The following is a 14639-nucleotide window of genomic DNA, read 5'->3' on the forward strand; positions in this document are numbered from 1 at the left end:
TGTTTTCAGGCTGCCTGAAAAATATTTTGACGATGAAAATCCAAATAATGTTGATGTTTTTCATTAACATGAATTTTCATCTCTTCATGAAGATTCAATAAAATTTGATTATGTGGTTCCAATTTTGGCGAAATTAAAATTTTTCCTTGTTCATCAAAACCAATCAAACCCAAATCAAATAATTTATCGTGATGTGGGCAAAATAATAAACCATTGTAACTATCTAATTTTTCTGTATCTTGACTAACTGACCATGGCTTTATGTGGCTGGCAATCAATAATTTAGGTTCATCAATACCGCATAAGCAGCATTTTTGATATTTTGCTAATAATTGCGTTCTAAACTTGGTTTGGTTAACGCGAACTTTGACATAAGCGAGTTTATCAATGCCTTTTAATTCGGTTGTCTCGTTTTCTATTTTTTGGATAATTTCATTTTGTTCATCAAAAATGGTTTTAATGTGTTGAAAAAGTGTTTCAAATTGCTTATGTTTTTCATTGGAAATGGCATATCTAAAAGTAAAATCGTGAAGCATATTTTCTTTTTTCAAGAAACCAAATGACAAACGGTCATCATCACATTTTTGTATCAGTTTCAAATCAACGCAATTAAGCACCTCTTCCGAATGGTCATTAAAGTCTTGTTTTTTATAGTAAGGTTTGTCTTTTTCCCAGTCTTTATCTTTACTGCTTACATCATCTGCAATACAAACCGTACGAAACATAATTTTTTGTATGGGTTTAGCGATATATAAAAAAACTTCATCGCCTTTTTTTATATCATCTCTTCCTTTTGTCCAATAAAAACTATCAAGATTTTGATACGCTGCGAAAACATCAAAATCGTTAAAATTAACTGGTTTAATCCATATTGCCATTTTTATTTCCTTATTTATTTAATATTTTCAGCCTGCCTGAAACTATTTCCTAAACGCAAAATAAACGGCACCCAAAATACACACAAAACTCAATAGATAATTCAGCGTGATTTTTTCGTTTAAATACAATATCGCAAACAGGGTAAATACACTCAATGCGATGATTTCTTGTAATATTTTTAACTGAAACGGCTTAATGCCCCATAATGTCCCAAAATGGTTGGCAGGTATTACAAGGCAATATTCTAGCAAGGCAATTGACCATGAAATCAAAACAATTTGCCACAGGGGAAAAGGTGTAGCAGAAGGTTTGATGTGCCAATACCATGCAATCGTCATGAGTAAATTGGAAACGGTTAGCAAGGAAATGATGATTAAATAGTGCATATTAAATGAAACCTTTCAGGCTGCCTGAAAAAATAAAATACAAGGTTATCAATATATTGATTGCCACAGTCGCCCAAAAAATCCCGACAAACGGCTGTTTTTGCGTTTTGTGGCGAAATACATATCGCGCCAATAATGCACCTGCCCAGCCGCCACATAATGCGATGACGTGCAAAGATTTTTCGGGTACACGGCTGCGTTGATTCAGGGCGCACGATTTGTCCCATGCGTAAGTGGCGAATGCGACCAGCGAAACAATCATGGCGCAGATACCTATGTTGGCAGCCTGAAAAAATAATCCTGTCAGCCAGATGATGGCGATGGGAATTGCCCACGTTAATTTGTCTTTCATCGGGCGAATCAGCGCATTTTCGGTGGCTTCACGTTCAGCTTGCCATTGTTCGCGTTGTGGCGAAGTAACTTTGCTGGCTGACCAGCGTTTTTTGTTGGCATCGTATTGCGCGTGGACGGTGATAGTCTCGTTGCGTTTGGGGGAGTGGTCTGGTGCAACGAGTGTGTTGATATGAAAGAAAATATTGTCGCTGATGATTGCAGTTTGGATAAAGCCATAACCTTTTTCGGCATTCCATTGGACGATATTGCCTGTTACGCCGAGATGAAGTTTGGATTTGGTGTCGTAATCGGGGGTGGTTTGGTACATATTGTCTTTCAAAATAAAATGTTAATGCAGCCTGAAATGAATATTTGAATGTTTTCAGGCTGCCTTTTTGTTTATAAACGTTGGCGCATTTGTTCAAATAAACAAATGGTTGCCGCCATGGCAATATTGAGCGATTCGGTTGCGCCGAGCATGGGAATTTTGACGCTGGCACTGGCGTGGGCAAGGGTTTCTGCGGAGATGCCTGCGCCTTCGTTGCCGAAAATCCATGCACTAGGTTGGCGTAAGTCTAAATCGTATAAGGAAAAATTATTGTGTTCGGTGAGCGCGGTGGCGAGTACGCGGTGGGGGTAGTGGCTGCGCCATTCGGTTAAATTGACGCGCTCGTGAATGTGGAGCAAAAAATGTGCGCCCATGCCTGCGCGTAGAACTTTGGGCGAATAAGCATCGGCGCAACCTTCGCTCAAAATAATGGTTTTGATGCCCGATGCGGCTGCGCTGCGTAACACGGTGCCAACATTGCCCGCATCTTGTACGCGCTCTAACACGATGCAATCGCTGTTTTCAGGCTGCCTTGTTTGTGGAAGTGCGATGAGTGTCATTATGTCATCAGCATCATTTAAACTACTGATTTTTTTGAGTAGATTGTTGGAGACTATGGTGTATTGGTGTTCAGGCAGCCTGAAAATTAGTGCGCGAATTTCAGGCTGCATTTGGCGATATTCGGGGATGTAAACGTGTTCGGGTGTGTTGCCTGCGTCTAAATAGGCGGAAAGTAGATGCGTGCCTTCTAGTACGGCTTGCTGGTGTTCGCGGCGGTGTTTGCTGGCGGATAGGAGTTTAGCGAGATGTTTGAGTTGCGGATTGTGGGGCGATTGAATGGTGGGGGGCATGACGGCTTGTATTTTTATAATGAAAGATAAGTGTGGTATTTTACTGTAAATAGTAAGATAAGCGTAAGGTAGGTAACTTGTTGTCCACACAGTTTAACGTAATCCTACTTTTCAGGCTGCCTGAAAGCTTGTTTTAATCATTGGATTATTGATACAAAAATCGTTTTTTATCAAGAATATGAAAGATATTTTATGATTGATAGGCAGCCTGAAAATGAGAATTTGGTTTTGGAAAAAATGATTTTATGGTTGTTCGCGTGGGCAACGAGTTGCCTATGCTACGCTTGCTTGTACCAATTCGCCAGCAGGATTGTAGGTGTAACGGCTCAATTTACCGTCAAACCCAGTTTCACTCAACAAACGGTTACGCTCATCATACGCAAAGCGGTAGGTGTTGCCGTTTTCGTTGATGAGTTCGTTTAAGCGCCCAATTCGGTCGTTAATTAATCATTACCATTTGGAACTGGTTTACCTTTGAGATAGTCGCTATAATTATAATTATTATGCATTTTATTATAACTTCCATGCATATAAATACCTAAAATTATAATATCTTGCTTCTCCATTTCCCATATTAATTGGGCTTCATAAGCTATATTTTTAAAATGAAAATTGATCAAAAAAGAATGAATAGTTGGCTTAAGAGAATCCCTATCAAATTTTGAATATAAATAATGCCCATGTACTGATTTACCAACTTCTATTAAAAAATCATCATAAGGTAACTGTTCTTCAGTTATATCTTTTTGGATAAGAAAATGAACATATAATCTTTGCAAAATAATATTAGTATTAGGTATTTTGATTCCTTTTTTATAAAGAATATAACTATCAGAAATTTTTAAATAATTTTCTTCATCTGATAACCATTGTTCTGCATTGAACCAAAATTTTTTATGCGGAAAATTTGGATCATTGTCATCTACATAACGAAATACATACATTTGGTATTTTTTTTGTTCCATACAATAAAATCCTAATAATATAGTTAATACAATTAGTATAATTAATATAGTAATAATCTTTTTATTTTTGTGGCAAATATGTTTGTAAATCATTTTTTAACCCTTCAGGTGTTTGTCCTGCTATAGCAAGCGTAGGGTGGGCAACTTGTTGCCCACGCGGTTTGATACACGCTGAATTATTTTATAGGTGTAGAATTAAATAAACGGTACACACAGGAGAACAGTTATGGCTTATTCACAAGATTATCGCCAAATGATTTTAGAAAAATTAAATTCGGGTTACAGCTACCGTGAATTGGCAGCGGAATATGGCATCAGTCGCAGTACCATTCAACTATGGAAAAAATGCATTGAACGTAAACCCTACCCCAAAAGAACCAATAAAATCAATGATGAATTATTGCGAAAAGACGTAGAACAATTTCCTGATGATTTTCAAAGAGAACGCGCTGTTCGCTTTAACTGTTCACAAAGAGCCATTGGTGTGGCACTTAAACGGCTAAAAATCACTCAAAAAAAAGATTCTTAAACACCCCAAAGCTCAACCCGAAACAATTGAACAATTTCTCTCATTAAAACAACAGTATGAGCAAGAGAAACGTCCTATTGTTTATATTGATGAAAGTGGTTTTAAAAACCAAACTTATCGTCCTTATGCCTATGCGCCAAGAGGACAAGTTTGTCATGGCAATCACAACTGGCAAATCAAAAACACAACCAATGCCATTGGCGCACTGTACCAAAATCAATTGATTGCAGTGGGTTTGTATGAATTCAGCATCAATTCAGATGTGTTTTATTCATGGGTTCAAAACGTTTTACTGCCACAATTACCGCCCAACAGTGTTTTGGTAATGGATAATGCGACTTTTCACAAACGTCAGGACATTCAAGAGCTTATTGTTTTATCAGGGCATGTGATTTTATGGTTACCGCCATACTGTCCTGATTTGAATTTAATTGAGCACACTTGGGCTTGGATTAAACATTTACGTCAAGATTGGTTATTGGATTGCATTCACTCTTTGTTTTTTTATTTTACTTGGTTGTGTACCGAATTTTAATTTCTTTATCTATATTTTTTCAGGCAGCGTGAAATGAAATATTGCACGTTAAAATATGATTTTAGTGCAGTATCATTGAATTGCGTGGGCAACAAGTTGCCCACCCTACGCTGCTAATGATTTTTAAAATGTTTTCAGGCTGCCTATTTTACCGCAACAGGCAGCCTGAAAAATCCTTATAACCCAAAAAATCCCATTTTCACTTGAATCAATTTTTCCAATTCACGCAATACACGGCGACGTGATACGAAAAAGACAATATGGTCGCCATCTTGTAACTCAGTATCATGATGCCGCCCCATAATCACTTCTTCGCCACGCACAATAGCGGCAATATGGCAACCTGCTGGCCATTTCACTTCATTGACACGCCGCCCCACCAACGATGATGTTTTGCGGTCGCCATGCACCACCACTTCAATCGCTTCGGCTGTACCGCGCCGTAATGGATAAACCGCAGCAACATCGCCGCGCCGAACGTGCGCCAAAACGCTGCCAATGGTAATTTGATGCGGTGAAACGACAATGTCAATTTGATTGCCTGTCAGCAAATCTACATAACGCGAACGGTTGATAATGGTAATGACCCGTTTTGCGCCAAGATTTTTCGCCAGCAAACCTGCCATAATATTGTTTTCATCATCGTTGGTGATGGCGCAAAATACGTCAATTTCGTCAATGTATTCGCGTGAGAGCAAATCCTCATCGGTAGCAGAGCCGTGTAAAACCAATGTGTTATCTAATTTATCAGATAACCATTCTGCGCGAGGTAAATGGTTTTCAATAATTTTAATATTGAACTTGTGTTCCATTTTTTTGGCAAGGCGATACCCGACATTGCCCCCCCCTGCAATCATCACGCGATGATTAGACCTGTTGTATTCAAAGAATACATACATCACGGCTGCCATGTGGCGTGAGTCTGCCATAAAAGCAATTTCATCACCTTCTGCAATCACGGTTTCAGGCTGTGGTACGATTAAGCGAGTATTGCGATAAATGGCGCAAATTTGACAATCAATGTTTTCGGGCAGTTGTGCATTGGCTTGAAAGATGGTTTTGCCAACCAACCAATCTTGTGCTTGCGCTTGAGCAATAACCATGCGGACTTTATCGTGTGCAAATGGCAACAGTTGCAAAGCACGAACGTGGCTCAATAATCCTGCCAAATGTTCTGTAACTAAATGTTCGGGATGAATGGAATCGGTTACTTCAAAAGCTTTCAGGCTGCTGGATAAAGCATCTTTATCTATCTCATCTTCACTTTCTATGCCAAAATCTTGATAATCTGCCAAACGCACTCGGGCGATGCGTTGCGGAATATTGAATAAATCAGCGGCAAGTTTGCAAGCAACCAAATTGGTTTCATCGCTGCGTGTCAGGGCAAGTAACATATCGGTATCACGCGCGCCTGCTTGTTCCATAATCACAGGCGATGCGCCATTACCAACGAGTGTGCGCACATCCAAGCGGCTACCAATATTTTTTAACGCAGATTCATCGGTATCTACAATGGTTACATCATTATCGGGCATGGCGGCAAGTTCTTGGGCAATCGCAGAGCCAACTTGTCCACTACCTAAAATCAAAATTTTCACGGGCGTATGCTTGTATTAAAATAGAGGAAAACGTGGATTATAGTTTCAGGCTGCCTTTTCGTATATGATTTCATTCATAGGCAGCCTGAAAAATGGGTTACATACAATGGTATTTATTGGGATTATGATTTTATTTTAACATATTGTTTAAAATAGAAAATTAACCTTTCAGGCTGCCTTTTGGTACAAAATTTTCCATAATTCCCTTTTTTCACTTGCCCCATGTCGCTCACTACACTAAAATCACGCGCTTTAAAATTTTTCACGCTGCTCGAACGCCGCTAAACAGACCACAGAGATTTTCTATTAAATCAAAAAATTAAACTGTCCAAAGCAATCAAACCAGCATTATTCTCATTTCATTTGGAGCATGCCATGACGACTGATGCCACACCTTATTTGCAAATCAAAGGAATTACCAAAACATACGGCGATAATCTTGCCGTAAAACCGCTTGATTTGGAGATTAATCAACATGAAATTTTTGCGCTGCTGGGTAGTTCTGGTAGCGGCAAATCCACCCTATTGAGAATGTTGGCAGGTATGGAAACGCCTTCTGGTGGACAAATTATTTTGGACGGACAAGACATTACCCAACTGGCTCCCTACGACCGTCCTATCAATATGATGTTCCAAAGTTATGCGCTTTTCCCACACATGACGGTGGAAGACAACATCGCTTTTGGTTTGAAACAAGACAAATTACCCAAAGACGAAATCAAAGCGCGTGTAGACGAAATGCTACGCTTGGTACAAATGCCACAGTTTGCCAAACGCAAACCGCATCAATTATCAGGCGGTCAGCAACAACGTGTCGCATTGGCGCGTAGTTTGGCAAAACGCCCTAAACTATTGTTGTTGGACGAGCCATTGGGTGCATTGGATAAAAAATTGCGCCAACAAACGCAATTTGAATTGGTTAATACTTTGGAAAAAGTTGGCGTAACCTGCATTATGGTAACGCACGACCAAGAAGAAGCGATGACAATGGCACATCGTGTTGCCATTATGTCGCATGGCGAATTAATGCAAGTGGGCACGCCTGCCGATGTGTATGATTATCCCAACAGTAAATTCACGGCAGAATTTATTGGCGAAACCAATATCTTTGAAGGTACTTTGGTACACAAAGACGATGTGCATGCCTTGATTGATTGCCCTGATTTACCAAGTAAGGTTTATACTGACCAAAAATTTGACGCAGAAGATGGTCAAACCATGTGGGTATCCATTCGTCCAGAAGATATTGATTTGCACAAAGAAAAACCTGCTCATCGTGATACGCATAACTGGGCAAAAGGCAAAGTAAAAGAAATTGCTTATTTGGGTAGTTTTGCGATTTATCATGTGCAAATGGACAATGGTCGCATCATCAAAAGCCAAGTGCCAGCACCCTATTGGTATGTACGCGGCATTGAACCGCCTACTTGGGGCGATGAAGTGTACTTGGATTGGCCTGAAAACCAACCCACACCTTTAACTCGTTAAATGGAGGCAGCCTGAAAATGTCTTCTGTAAACATTAAACGCCGTAAACGACTTGGAGCAAGAATTGTTACTGGCATACCATTTATGTGGCTGTTTTTGCTGGTTTTAATTCCGTTCTTTATCGTATTTAAAATCAGTTTTGCAGAAACCGCATATAGTATCCCACCTTTTACCCCTTTATTTGATGAAGAGGGTAAATGGCACATCGTTTACCAAAATTATCAGGATATTTTTGCGGATTTTTGGTCATCGCTGGGTGCAATGCTCAATCCATTTGATGGTGGCAATCGTGGCGACAATATTTATTTGCTAACGTATTGGTTATCTATTAAAACCGCGTTGATGACCACTCTTATTTGCTTATTGCTGGGTTATCCGATGGCATATGCCATTTCGCGTGCGAATCCATCTATCCGCAATGCTTTATTGTTGGCGATTATGTTGCCATTCTGGACATCATTCCTATTGCGTGTCTATGCTTGGATGGGTTTACTTACCACCAATGGCATCATCAACAATTTTTTGATGAAATGGGATATTATCAGCGAACCATTGGATATGTTCTACAACAGTTTTTCCCTGATATTGGTTATGGTGTATGCCTACTTACCATTTATGATTTTGCCGTTGTACACGCAATTAGTAAAATTGGATAAACGCTTATTGGAAGCCGCTGCCGATTTAGGTGCGCACCCAATCAAAGCATTTTTAACCATTACTTTGCCCATGTCCAAATCAGGCATTATTGCAGGTTCCATGTTGGTATTTATTCCATCGGTAGGCGAATATGTGGTTCCCGAATTGGTTGGAGGACCAGATAACTTAATGATTGGTAAAGTATTGTGGCAAGCATTCTCCGACCAAAATAACTGGCCATTAGCTGCTGCGATTGCCGTTGTTATGGTGATATTATTGGTTTTACCGATTGGCGTGCAGCAATATTTTGACAATCGTGAAACCGCGAAAGGAGGCAAATGATGAGCAATAGAATGTCTCCATTTTTAAAAATCATGCTGTTTGCAGGATTGGCATTTTTATACATTCCGTTGATTATTTTGGTTATTTACTCGTTTAACGATTCCAAATTAGTAACAGTTTGGGGTGGTTTTACGACTGAATGGTACGGCAAGTTGCTAAAAAATGACCAAATTTTAAGCGCAGCTTGGTTGTCATTGAAAATTGCGGTAACGTCTTCACTGGCAGCGGTAGCATTGGGTACACTAGCAGGTTATGCCTTGGCGCGGATTAAGCGTTTTCGTGGTAATACCTTGTTTGCAGGAATGGTTTCTGCGCCAATGGTGATGCCAGATGTAATTACAGGCTTGTCTATGTTGTTGCTGATTATGCAAGTGCAAATGTTATTGCAAGGTGCATTGGGTAACGATGTTGCGTGGCTCGACCGAGGATTTTTCACGATTTTCTTGGGGCACACTACGCTCTGTATGGCGTATATCACAGTTGTGATTCGTTCGCGTTTGACAGAACTCGACCAATCTTTGGAAGAAGCTGCGATGGATTTGGGCGCACGTCCCTTAAAAATCTTCTTCGTGATTACTTTGCCATTGATTGCACCTGCCATTGCATCGGGTTTCTTGCTTGGCGTAACTTTATCGCTAGATGACGTGGTAATTACATCATTCTTGTCGGGTCCTGGTTCAGCCACTTTGCCACAAGTGATTTTTTCCAAAATCCGTTTGGGTCTTGATCCACAAATGAACGTATTGGCAACTATTTTCATTGGCGTAGTTGGAACATTGGTCATTATGATGAACTATATAATGATGCGCCAAGCTACCAAACGCGAATATGAAATGGCAGCGGCATATAAAGCTGAACAAAAAGCTTTAGAAGAATTGTCAGCCTAATCTATTTTTACTTATAAAGGCAGCCTGAAAACTTTTCAGGCTGCCTATTGTTTTAAATAAAATGCTAGAATAGGCAGCCTGAAAAATTAAATAAATACACAATTATGATTAGTAAACTAACTTTTGGCTTATTCTCAGAAAAAGATGCGCATAACTTTATGCGTTTAATGTCCTATGTCAAACCATTTAAGGGACGGATTTTTCTCGCATTATTGGCGATTATAGGCGTGGCCTTTACCGAAAGTTATTTAGCCGCCTTTATTGCACCTTTGGTCAATCAAGGATTTGCACCACCAGCAGAAATACCTGCTACTCAAGAAGTAACAGGTATTATCAATACACTCAACAACTGGAAAAATCAATTTAATCACATGATTTGGGGTACAGAAAACAAAGTCTGGATTGTGCCCATTTTCTTTCTCTCACTCATTACGATACGCGGCGTGTGCCGTTTTGCCAGCAGTTATTTGTTATCATGGGTTTCGGTAGTGGCGATTAGTCATGTACGCCGCGATATGTTTAACAAAATGTTGTCTTTATCCTCAAAATATCATCAAGAAACACCGTCGGGTACAGTATTAATGAATATTGTGCAAATGACAGAGGTGGCGATTAGCAATGCAAGTAATGTGTTCATTGTTTTAACGCGTGATACATTGATTGTCATTGGCTTAGTCTGCGTTTTGTTGTATTTAAACTGGCAATTAAGTCTGATTGTGCTGCTGATGTTTCCTGTGTTGTCCTTATTATCACGCTATTATCGCAACCGATTAAAAAGCATCATTGCCAATGCACAAGCCAGTATTGGCATACTCAATAATGTTGTCAATGAAGTGCATCAAGGTCATCGTGTTGTCAAATTATTTGGTGGACATCAACAAGCGATGACTCGTTTTTTGGATATTAATCAAACAATTGTGAGATTAGGCAAAAAAATGGTGCAAGCATCAGCTGCACGCTCTCCATTTAGCGAATTAATCGCTTCCGTAGCATTAGCAATCGTTATTTTTATTGCCCTGTGGCAAAGTCAAAATGGTGTTACTACGATTGGTGAGTTCATGGCATTTATTGTTGCTATGCTACAAATGTTAAGTCCAATCAAGAATTTAGCTAATATCAGCATTCCCATGCAAGCCATGTTTTTAGCATCGGATACTGTATGCCAATTTCTAGATACGCAGCCTGAAAAAGACACAGGTGTAAAAGCATTAAACCAAGTTTCAGGCAGCCTAAAATTTGAAAATGTCGTTGTGCAATATACCGCAGAAAACAAAAAAGCATTGGATAATTTTAATCTGACCATTCAAGCAGGAGAAAAAATCGCACTGGTTGGACGTTCAGGCAGCGGTAAAACCACCGTTGTTAATTTATTACCTCGCTTTGTAACCCCTAGTGCTGGAAAAATTACATTAGATGGCGTGGACATTGAAGATGTGAAATTGAACAATTTACGCACCCAATTTGCTTTGGTATCACAAGAAACCTTTTTGTTTGATGATACTTTGCTAGCAAACGTACAATACAGTCGTCCAGAAGCCAGCGAAGAAGAAGTATTACGCGCACTAGAAGCTGCCAATTTGCTGGATTTAGTCAAACAACACCCAGATGGCTTGCAACAAAAAATTGGTGCAAATGGCAGCAATTTATCAGGTGGACAACGCCAACGCGTTTCTATTGCGCGTGCTATTTTAAAAGACGCACCAATTTTATTATTAGACGAAGCCACCAGCGCATTAGACAATGAGTCCGAACATTTGGTACAACAAGCATTGGAACGCTTAATGCACGGTCGTACCAGCATTATTGTCGCCCATCGCTTAACCACGATTGAACAAGCCGACCGCATTATTGTGATGGATGAAGGTAAAATTGTGGAACAGGGGTCGCATATAGAATTAATGGCAACTCACGGTTATTATGCGAAACTGTGGAATATGAATGATGTGAATGGATAATATAGTGGATTCACTAAATCAGGACAAGGCGACAGTGACCGCCGTGTACATCTAGAGTACATAAGGGAACTGACAACACAGTATTATTTTTATTTTAGACGATTATATTTTTTGAAATTTCAGGCTGCCTTTTGCTGTAAAATAGGCAGCCTGAAAATATTTTGAAAGAATAATAGTCATGTCTAATCAACGCTTAATTTATGGCTTCCATGCTGTAAATGCTCGCTTGTGGCAAAATCCAAAATCCATTATAGAATTATATGTGCTTGAAAATAAAAATGATACTCGAACGCGTGATGTCTTGGAAAAAGCAGCACAAGAAAATGTGAAATTACATTTTGCCAATCAAGACCGCCTCGCCACCATTGCCAAAGGTGCACGGCATCAAGGTGTCGTGGGTTTTATTGACGCATCAAAAAATCATATCCACTTGGAAGATGTGCTAGAAAATTTGCGTGAGCCCGCATTTTTATTGGTATTGGACGGCATTACTGACCCACATAATTTGGGTGCGTGTTTGCGTACTGCCGATGCAATGGGCGTGCATGCGGTGATTGCGCCCAAAGACAAAAGCGCAGGCTTAAATGCAACGGTAAGCAAAGTGGCTTGCGGCGCAGCGGAAACCGTACCTTATATTACAGTAACCAATTTGGCACGCACTTTACGCGAATTAAAAGAATACGGCATTTGGGTAGTTGGCACAGACATGGGCGGAGAGGCAGATTTATTCCATTATGATATTCCACAATCCGTGGCGTGGGTAATGGGCAATGAAGGCGAAGGTATGCGCCGTTTAACACGTGAACATTGTGATGCACTGGTATCTATCCCAATGTTTGGCACGGTGGAAAGCATGAATATTTCCGTATCAGCAGGCATGGTATTGGCAGAAACGCGCCGCCAAAGAATATTGCGTGAAAACACAGCAGTATAGTGGAAGGCAGCCTGAAACTTTTGCAAAACTACCAATATCGTCATTCTCGCGCAGGCGGGAATCCAACGCTGGGTTAAACAAACTTTTGTTTCTTAAAGTTAAAAGTGGATTCCCGCTTACGCAGGAATGATGGAAATTTAAAAGTTTCCGCAGTTTTACAAAGGTTTCAGCTTGAAAACGTCATATCGTATATTTCAAGATACGCAAAAGGGTGGATATAAAATCCACCCTTCTTTTACTCGATATTCTTCACAATTACATCATTTCCAGCGTTTCAATGCCCAGCAAAGACAAACCTTGTTGCAAGGTCTCTCCCGTTAATTTTGCCAACTGTAAACGTGAATCTCGCACCACACCTTCCGCTTTCAAAATCGGGCAGGCTTCGTAGAAACGGCTGAACAAAGTCGCCAGTTGATACAAATAGCTCGCCAAATAATGTGGGAAAGAAGTTTCCGCCACGCTTTGTAACACATCTTCAAATTTCAACAATTCTACTGCCAACTGTTGTTCCAAAGGCTCATTTAATGTGATTGCAGCTTGTGTATTCCATTCACCTGCTTTTTTGAACACACTTTGCACACGCGTGTACGCATATTGCAAATACGGTGCAGTATTGCCTTCAAACGACAACATATTTTCCCAGTCAAACACATAATCGCTGTTACGATTTTTGCTCAAATCAGCGTATTTTACCGCGCCAATACCCACAACAGTGCCAATTTTTGCCGCTGTTTCTGCTGGCAAATCAGGATTTTTCTCACGCACCAACGCGGTAGCACGTTCAACCGCTTCATTCAGCAATTCAATCAATTTAACTGTGCCACCCGAACGTGTTTTGAACGGTTTACCGTCTTTGCCCAACATCATACCAAAACCAATAAACTCGGCTAACACATTTTCAGGCAGCCAACCCGATTTGCGTGTTGCAGCAAATGCTTGTTGAAAATGCAAAGATTGGCGCGTGTCCACCACATACATAATGCGGTCAGCTTTCAGGCTGCGTACACGATAGCGGATACACGCCAAGTCAGTAGTGGAATACAAGAATCCACCATCTTGTTTTTGCACAATAAATCCAGCAGGTTCGTCATCTTTATTTTTAAATTCGTCCAAGAATACAACTTTCGCGCCTTTATCATCAACCGCGTACCCCAGTTGCACCAACTCGTCCACCACATTTTGCAAATCATCGTTGTATTTAGATTCGCCCGCCACATCTTCGCGTTGCAGCAACAAACCCAGTTTGCGATACACTTCTTCGGCGTGGTCAAGCGAAATATCCACAAATTGTCGCCACAATGCCAACACGGTTTCATCGCCGCCTTGCAATTTCACCACATATTCACGCGCGGTATTGGCAAAGTTTTCATCTTCATCAAAACGGATTTTGGCATTGCGATAAAATTCTTCCAAATCCGCCAATTCAAACGTGGCATTATGCGCTTGCTGTTCCACCATATAGGCAACCAACATACCGAATTGCGTGCCCCAGTCGCCCACATGATTTTGACGGATAACGGTGTTGCCCAAATAGCCCAACACACGCGCCAAACTGTCGCCAATAATGGACGAGCGCAAATGTCCAACGTGCATTTCTTTTGCCAGATTGGGCGATGAATAATCAATCACAACGATTTTAGGCTGCGCGGCTTGTTCCACACCCAAATGTTTATCTTTCAGGCAGCCTGAAAGATGTTGCGCCAAAAATTCGGGCGACAAACGCAAATTGATAAAACCTGCGCCTGCCACTTCTGCCGATGAAAAAGTGGTATTTTGTTTTAAAATATCCGCCACTTGTACGGCTAAATCGCGTGGATTTTGTTTCAATTTTTTCGCTGCACCCATCACGCCGTTGATTTGGAAATCGCCAAATTCCGCGCTTTTTGCTGGTTGCAAAACAATTGGATTGCCCGCAAGTCCTGCTTGTGCAAAGGCTTGTTCGGCAATTTGAGAGATGATTTGATGTAGTTTCATAGTGTTTTTTCAAAAATAAA

The 14639-nt window shown here is 40.5% G+C and carries 15 protein-coding genes; 8 read left to right on the forward strand and 7 right to left on the reverse strand.

Going from position 1 to position 14639, the window contains the following annotated elements:
* Nucleotides 1-5: 5 nt before the first annotated feature.
* From MIS45_RS03550 to MIS45_RS03565, 4 genes are all read right to left on the reverse strand, one after another.
* Entirely contained in the window at nucleotides 6-878 is an 873-nt protein-coding gene (locus tag MIS45_RS03550) for an HNH endonuclease (protein ID WP_249451021.1), read from the reverse strand.
* 42 nt (nucleotides 879-920) lie between these two features.
* Nucleotides 921-1265 (reverse strand): DMT family protein, encoded by a 345-nt coding sequence (locus MIS45_RS03555; RefSeq protein WP_249443275.1) that lies wholly within the window; start codon nucleotides 1263-1265, stop codon nucleotides 921-923.
* A gap of 1 nt (nucleotide 1266) precedes the next feature.
* Nucleotides 1267-1926 (reverse strand): DUF1294 domain-containing protein, encoded by a 660-nt coding sequence (locus MIS45_RS03560; protein WP_249451022.1) that lies wholly within the window; start codon nucleotides 1924-1926, stop codon nucleotides 1267-1269.
* Between the two features lie 71 nt (nucleotides 1927-1997).
* Nucleotides 1998-2777: a TrmH family RNA methyltransferase gene (locus MIS45_RS03565; protein WP_249451023.1), complete on the reverse strand. Its 780-nt coding sequence runs from the start codon at nucleotides 2775-2777 to the stop codon at nucleotides 1998-2000.
* Nucleotides 2778-2969: 192 nt separating this feature from the next.
* Between MIS45_RS03565 and MIS45_RS03570 the strand changes: the two genes are divergently transcribed.
* Complete coding sequence (locus tag MIS45_RS03570; protein ID WP_249451025.1) at nucleotides 2970-3200, forward strand: hypothetical protein; 231 nt, start codon at nucleotides 2970-2972, stop codon at nucleotides 3198-3200.
* Nucleotides 3201-3220: 20 nt separating this feature from the next.
* Here the strand turns inward: MIS45_RS03570 and MIS45_RS03575 are convergent, their stop codons facing one another.
* Nucleotides 3221-3742 (reverse strand): hypothetical protein, encoded by a 522-nt coding sequence (locus tag MIS45_RS03575; protein WP_249451026.1) that lies wholly within the window; start codon nucleotides 3740-3742, stop codon nucleotides 3221-3223.
* Between the two features lie 226 nt (nucleotides 3743-3968).
* On the opposite strand from MIS45_RS03575, the gene MIS45_RS03580 reads away from it, so the two are divergent.
* Together MIS45_RS03580 and MIS45_RS03585 are read left to right on the forward strand one after the other, a co-directional pair.
* A complete protein-coding gene (locus MIS45_RS03580) occupies nucleotides 3969-4271 on the forward strand; it encodes an IS630 transposase-related protein (RefSeq protein ID WP_249441922.1) in 303 nt (100 codons plus the stop codon).
* Nucleotides 4272-4296: 25 nt separating this feature from the next.
* Nucleotides 4297-4806, forward strand: coding sequence for an IS630 family transposase (locus MIS45_RS03585; protein ID WP_249447679.1), 510 nt, complete (start codon nucleotides 4297-4299; stop codon nucleotides 4804-4806).
* Between the two features lie 176 nt (nucleotides 4807-4982).
* Here the strand turns inward: MIS45_RS03585 and trkA are convergent, their stop codons facing one another.
* Nucleotides 4983-6404, reverse strand: a complete 1422-nt coding sequence (trkA, locus tag MIS45_RS03590; RefSeq protein WP_249451028.1) for a Trk system potassium transporter TrkA — start codon at nucleotides 6402-6404, stop codon at nucleotides 4983-4985.
* A gap of 375 nt (nucleotides 6405-6779) precedes the next feature.
* Between trkA and MIS45_RS03595 the strand changes: the two genes are divergently transcribed.
* From MIS45_RS03595 to rlmB, 5 genes are all read left to right on the forward strand, one after another.
* Entirely contained in the window at nucleotides 6780-7892 is a 1113-nt protein-coding gene (locus MIS45_RS03595) for an ABC transporter ATP-binding protein (protein WP_249443269.1), read from the forward strand.
* 11 nt (nucleotides 7893-7903) lie between these two features.
* Nucleotides 7904-8869, forward strand: a complete 966-nt coding sequence (locus tag MIS45_RS03600) for an ABC transporter permease subunit (protein WP_430472130.1) — start codon at nucleotides 7904-7906, stop codon at nucleotides 8867-8869.
* Nucleotides 8866-9756: an ABC transporter permease subunit gene (locus tag MIS45_RS03605; RefSeq protein WP_249444651.1), complete on the forward strand. Its 891-nt coding sequence runs from the start codon at nucleotides 8866-8868 to the stop codon at nucleotides 9754-9756. Before MIS45_RS03600 ends, MIS45_RS03605 begins: the two co-directional genes overlap by 4 nt.
* Before the next feature lie 104 nt (nucleotides 9757-9860).
* Nucleotides 9861-11711 carry a lipid A export permease/ATP-binding protein MsbA gene (msbA, locus tag MIS45_RS03610; RefSeq protein WP_249451029.1) on the forward strand — a complete coding sequence of 617 codons (1851 nt, stop codon included), beginning with the start codon at nucleotides 9861-9863 and terminating at the stop codon, nucleotides 11709-11711.
* Nucleotides 11712-11889: 178 nt separating this feature from the next.
* The gene (rlmB, locus tag MIS45_RS03615) at nucleotides 11890-12645 is read left to right on the forward strand and encodes a 23S rRNA (guanosine(2251)-2'-O)-methyltransferase RlmB (RefSeq protein ID WP_249451030.1); all 756 of its coding nucleotides are present in this window, start codon (nucleotides 11890-11892) and stop codon (nucleotides 12643-12645) included.
* 255 nt (nucleotides 12646-12900) lie between these two features.
* Here the strand turns inward: rlmB and argS are convergent, their stop codons facing one another.
* Entirely contained in the window at nucleotides 12901-14619 is a 1719-nt protein-coding gene (gene argS / locus MIS45_RS03620) for an arginine--tRNA ligase (protein ID WP_249451031.1), read from the reverse strand.
* Between the last annotated feature and the right edge of the window lie 20 nt (nucleotides 14620-14639).

Source organism: Wielerella bovis, assembly GCF_022354465.1.
Lineage (GTDB): Bacteria > Pseudomonadota > Gammaproteobacteria > Burkholderiales > Neisseriaceae > Wielerella > Wielerella bovis.

Excerpts from the sequence above, each read along its gene's own strand:
- MIS45_RS03550 (WP_249451021.1), bottom strand. The coding sequence starts at position 878 with ATGGCAATATGGATTAAACCAGTTAATTTTAACGATTTTGATGTTTTC.
- MIS45_RS03555 (WP_249443275.1), bottom strand. The coding sequence starts at position 1,265 with ATGCACTATTTAATCATCATTTCCTTGCTAACCGTTTCCAATTTACTC.
- MIS45_RS03560 (WP_249451022.1), bottom strand. The coding sequence starts at position 1,926 with ATGTACCAAACCACCCCCGATTACGACACCAAATCCAAACTTCATCTC.
- MIS45_RS03565 (WP_249451023.1), bottom strand. The coding sequence starts at position 2,777 with ATGCCCCCCACCATTCAATCGCCCCACAATCCGCAACTCAAACATCTC.
- MIS45_RS03570 (WP_249451025.1), top strand. The coding sequence starts at position 2,970 with ATGATTGATAGGCAGCCTGAAAATGAGAATTTGGTTTTGGAAAAAATG.
- MIS45_RS03575 (WP_249451026.1), bottom strand. The coding sequence starts at position 3,742 with ATGGAACAAAAAAAATACCAAATGTATGTATTTCGTTATGTAGATGAC.
- MIS45_RS03580 (WP_249441922.1), top strand. The coding sequence starts at position 3,969 with ATGGCTTATTCACAAGATTATCGCCAAATGATTTTAGAAAAATTAAAT.
- MIS45_RS03595 (WP_249443269.1), top strand. The coding sequence starts at position 6,780 with ATGACGACTGATGCCACACCTTATTTGCAAATCAAAGGAATTACCAAA.
- MIS45_RS03605 (WP_249444651.1), top strand. The coding sequence starts at position 8,866 with ATGATGAGCAATAGAATGTCTCCATTTTTAAAAATCATGCTGTTTGCA.
- msbA (WP_249451029.1), top strand. The coding sequence starts at position 9,861 with ATGATTAGTAAACTAACTTTTGGCTTATTCTCAGAAAAAGATGCGCAT.
- rlmB (WP_249451030.1), top strand. The coding sequence starts at position 11,890 with ATGTCTAATCAACGCTTAATTTATGGCTTCCATGCTGTAAATGCTCGC.
- argS (WP_249451031.1), bottom strand. The coding sequence starts at position 14,619 with ATGAAACTACATCAAATCATCTCTCAAATTGCCGAACAAGCCTTTGCA.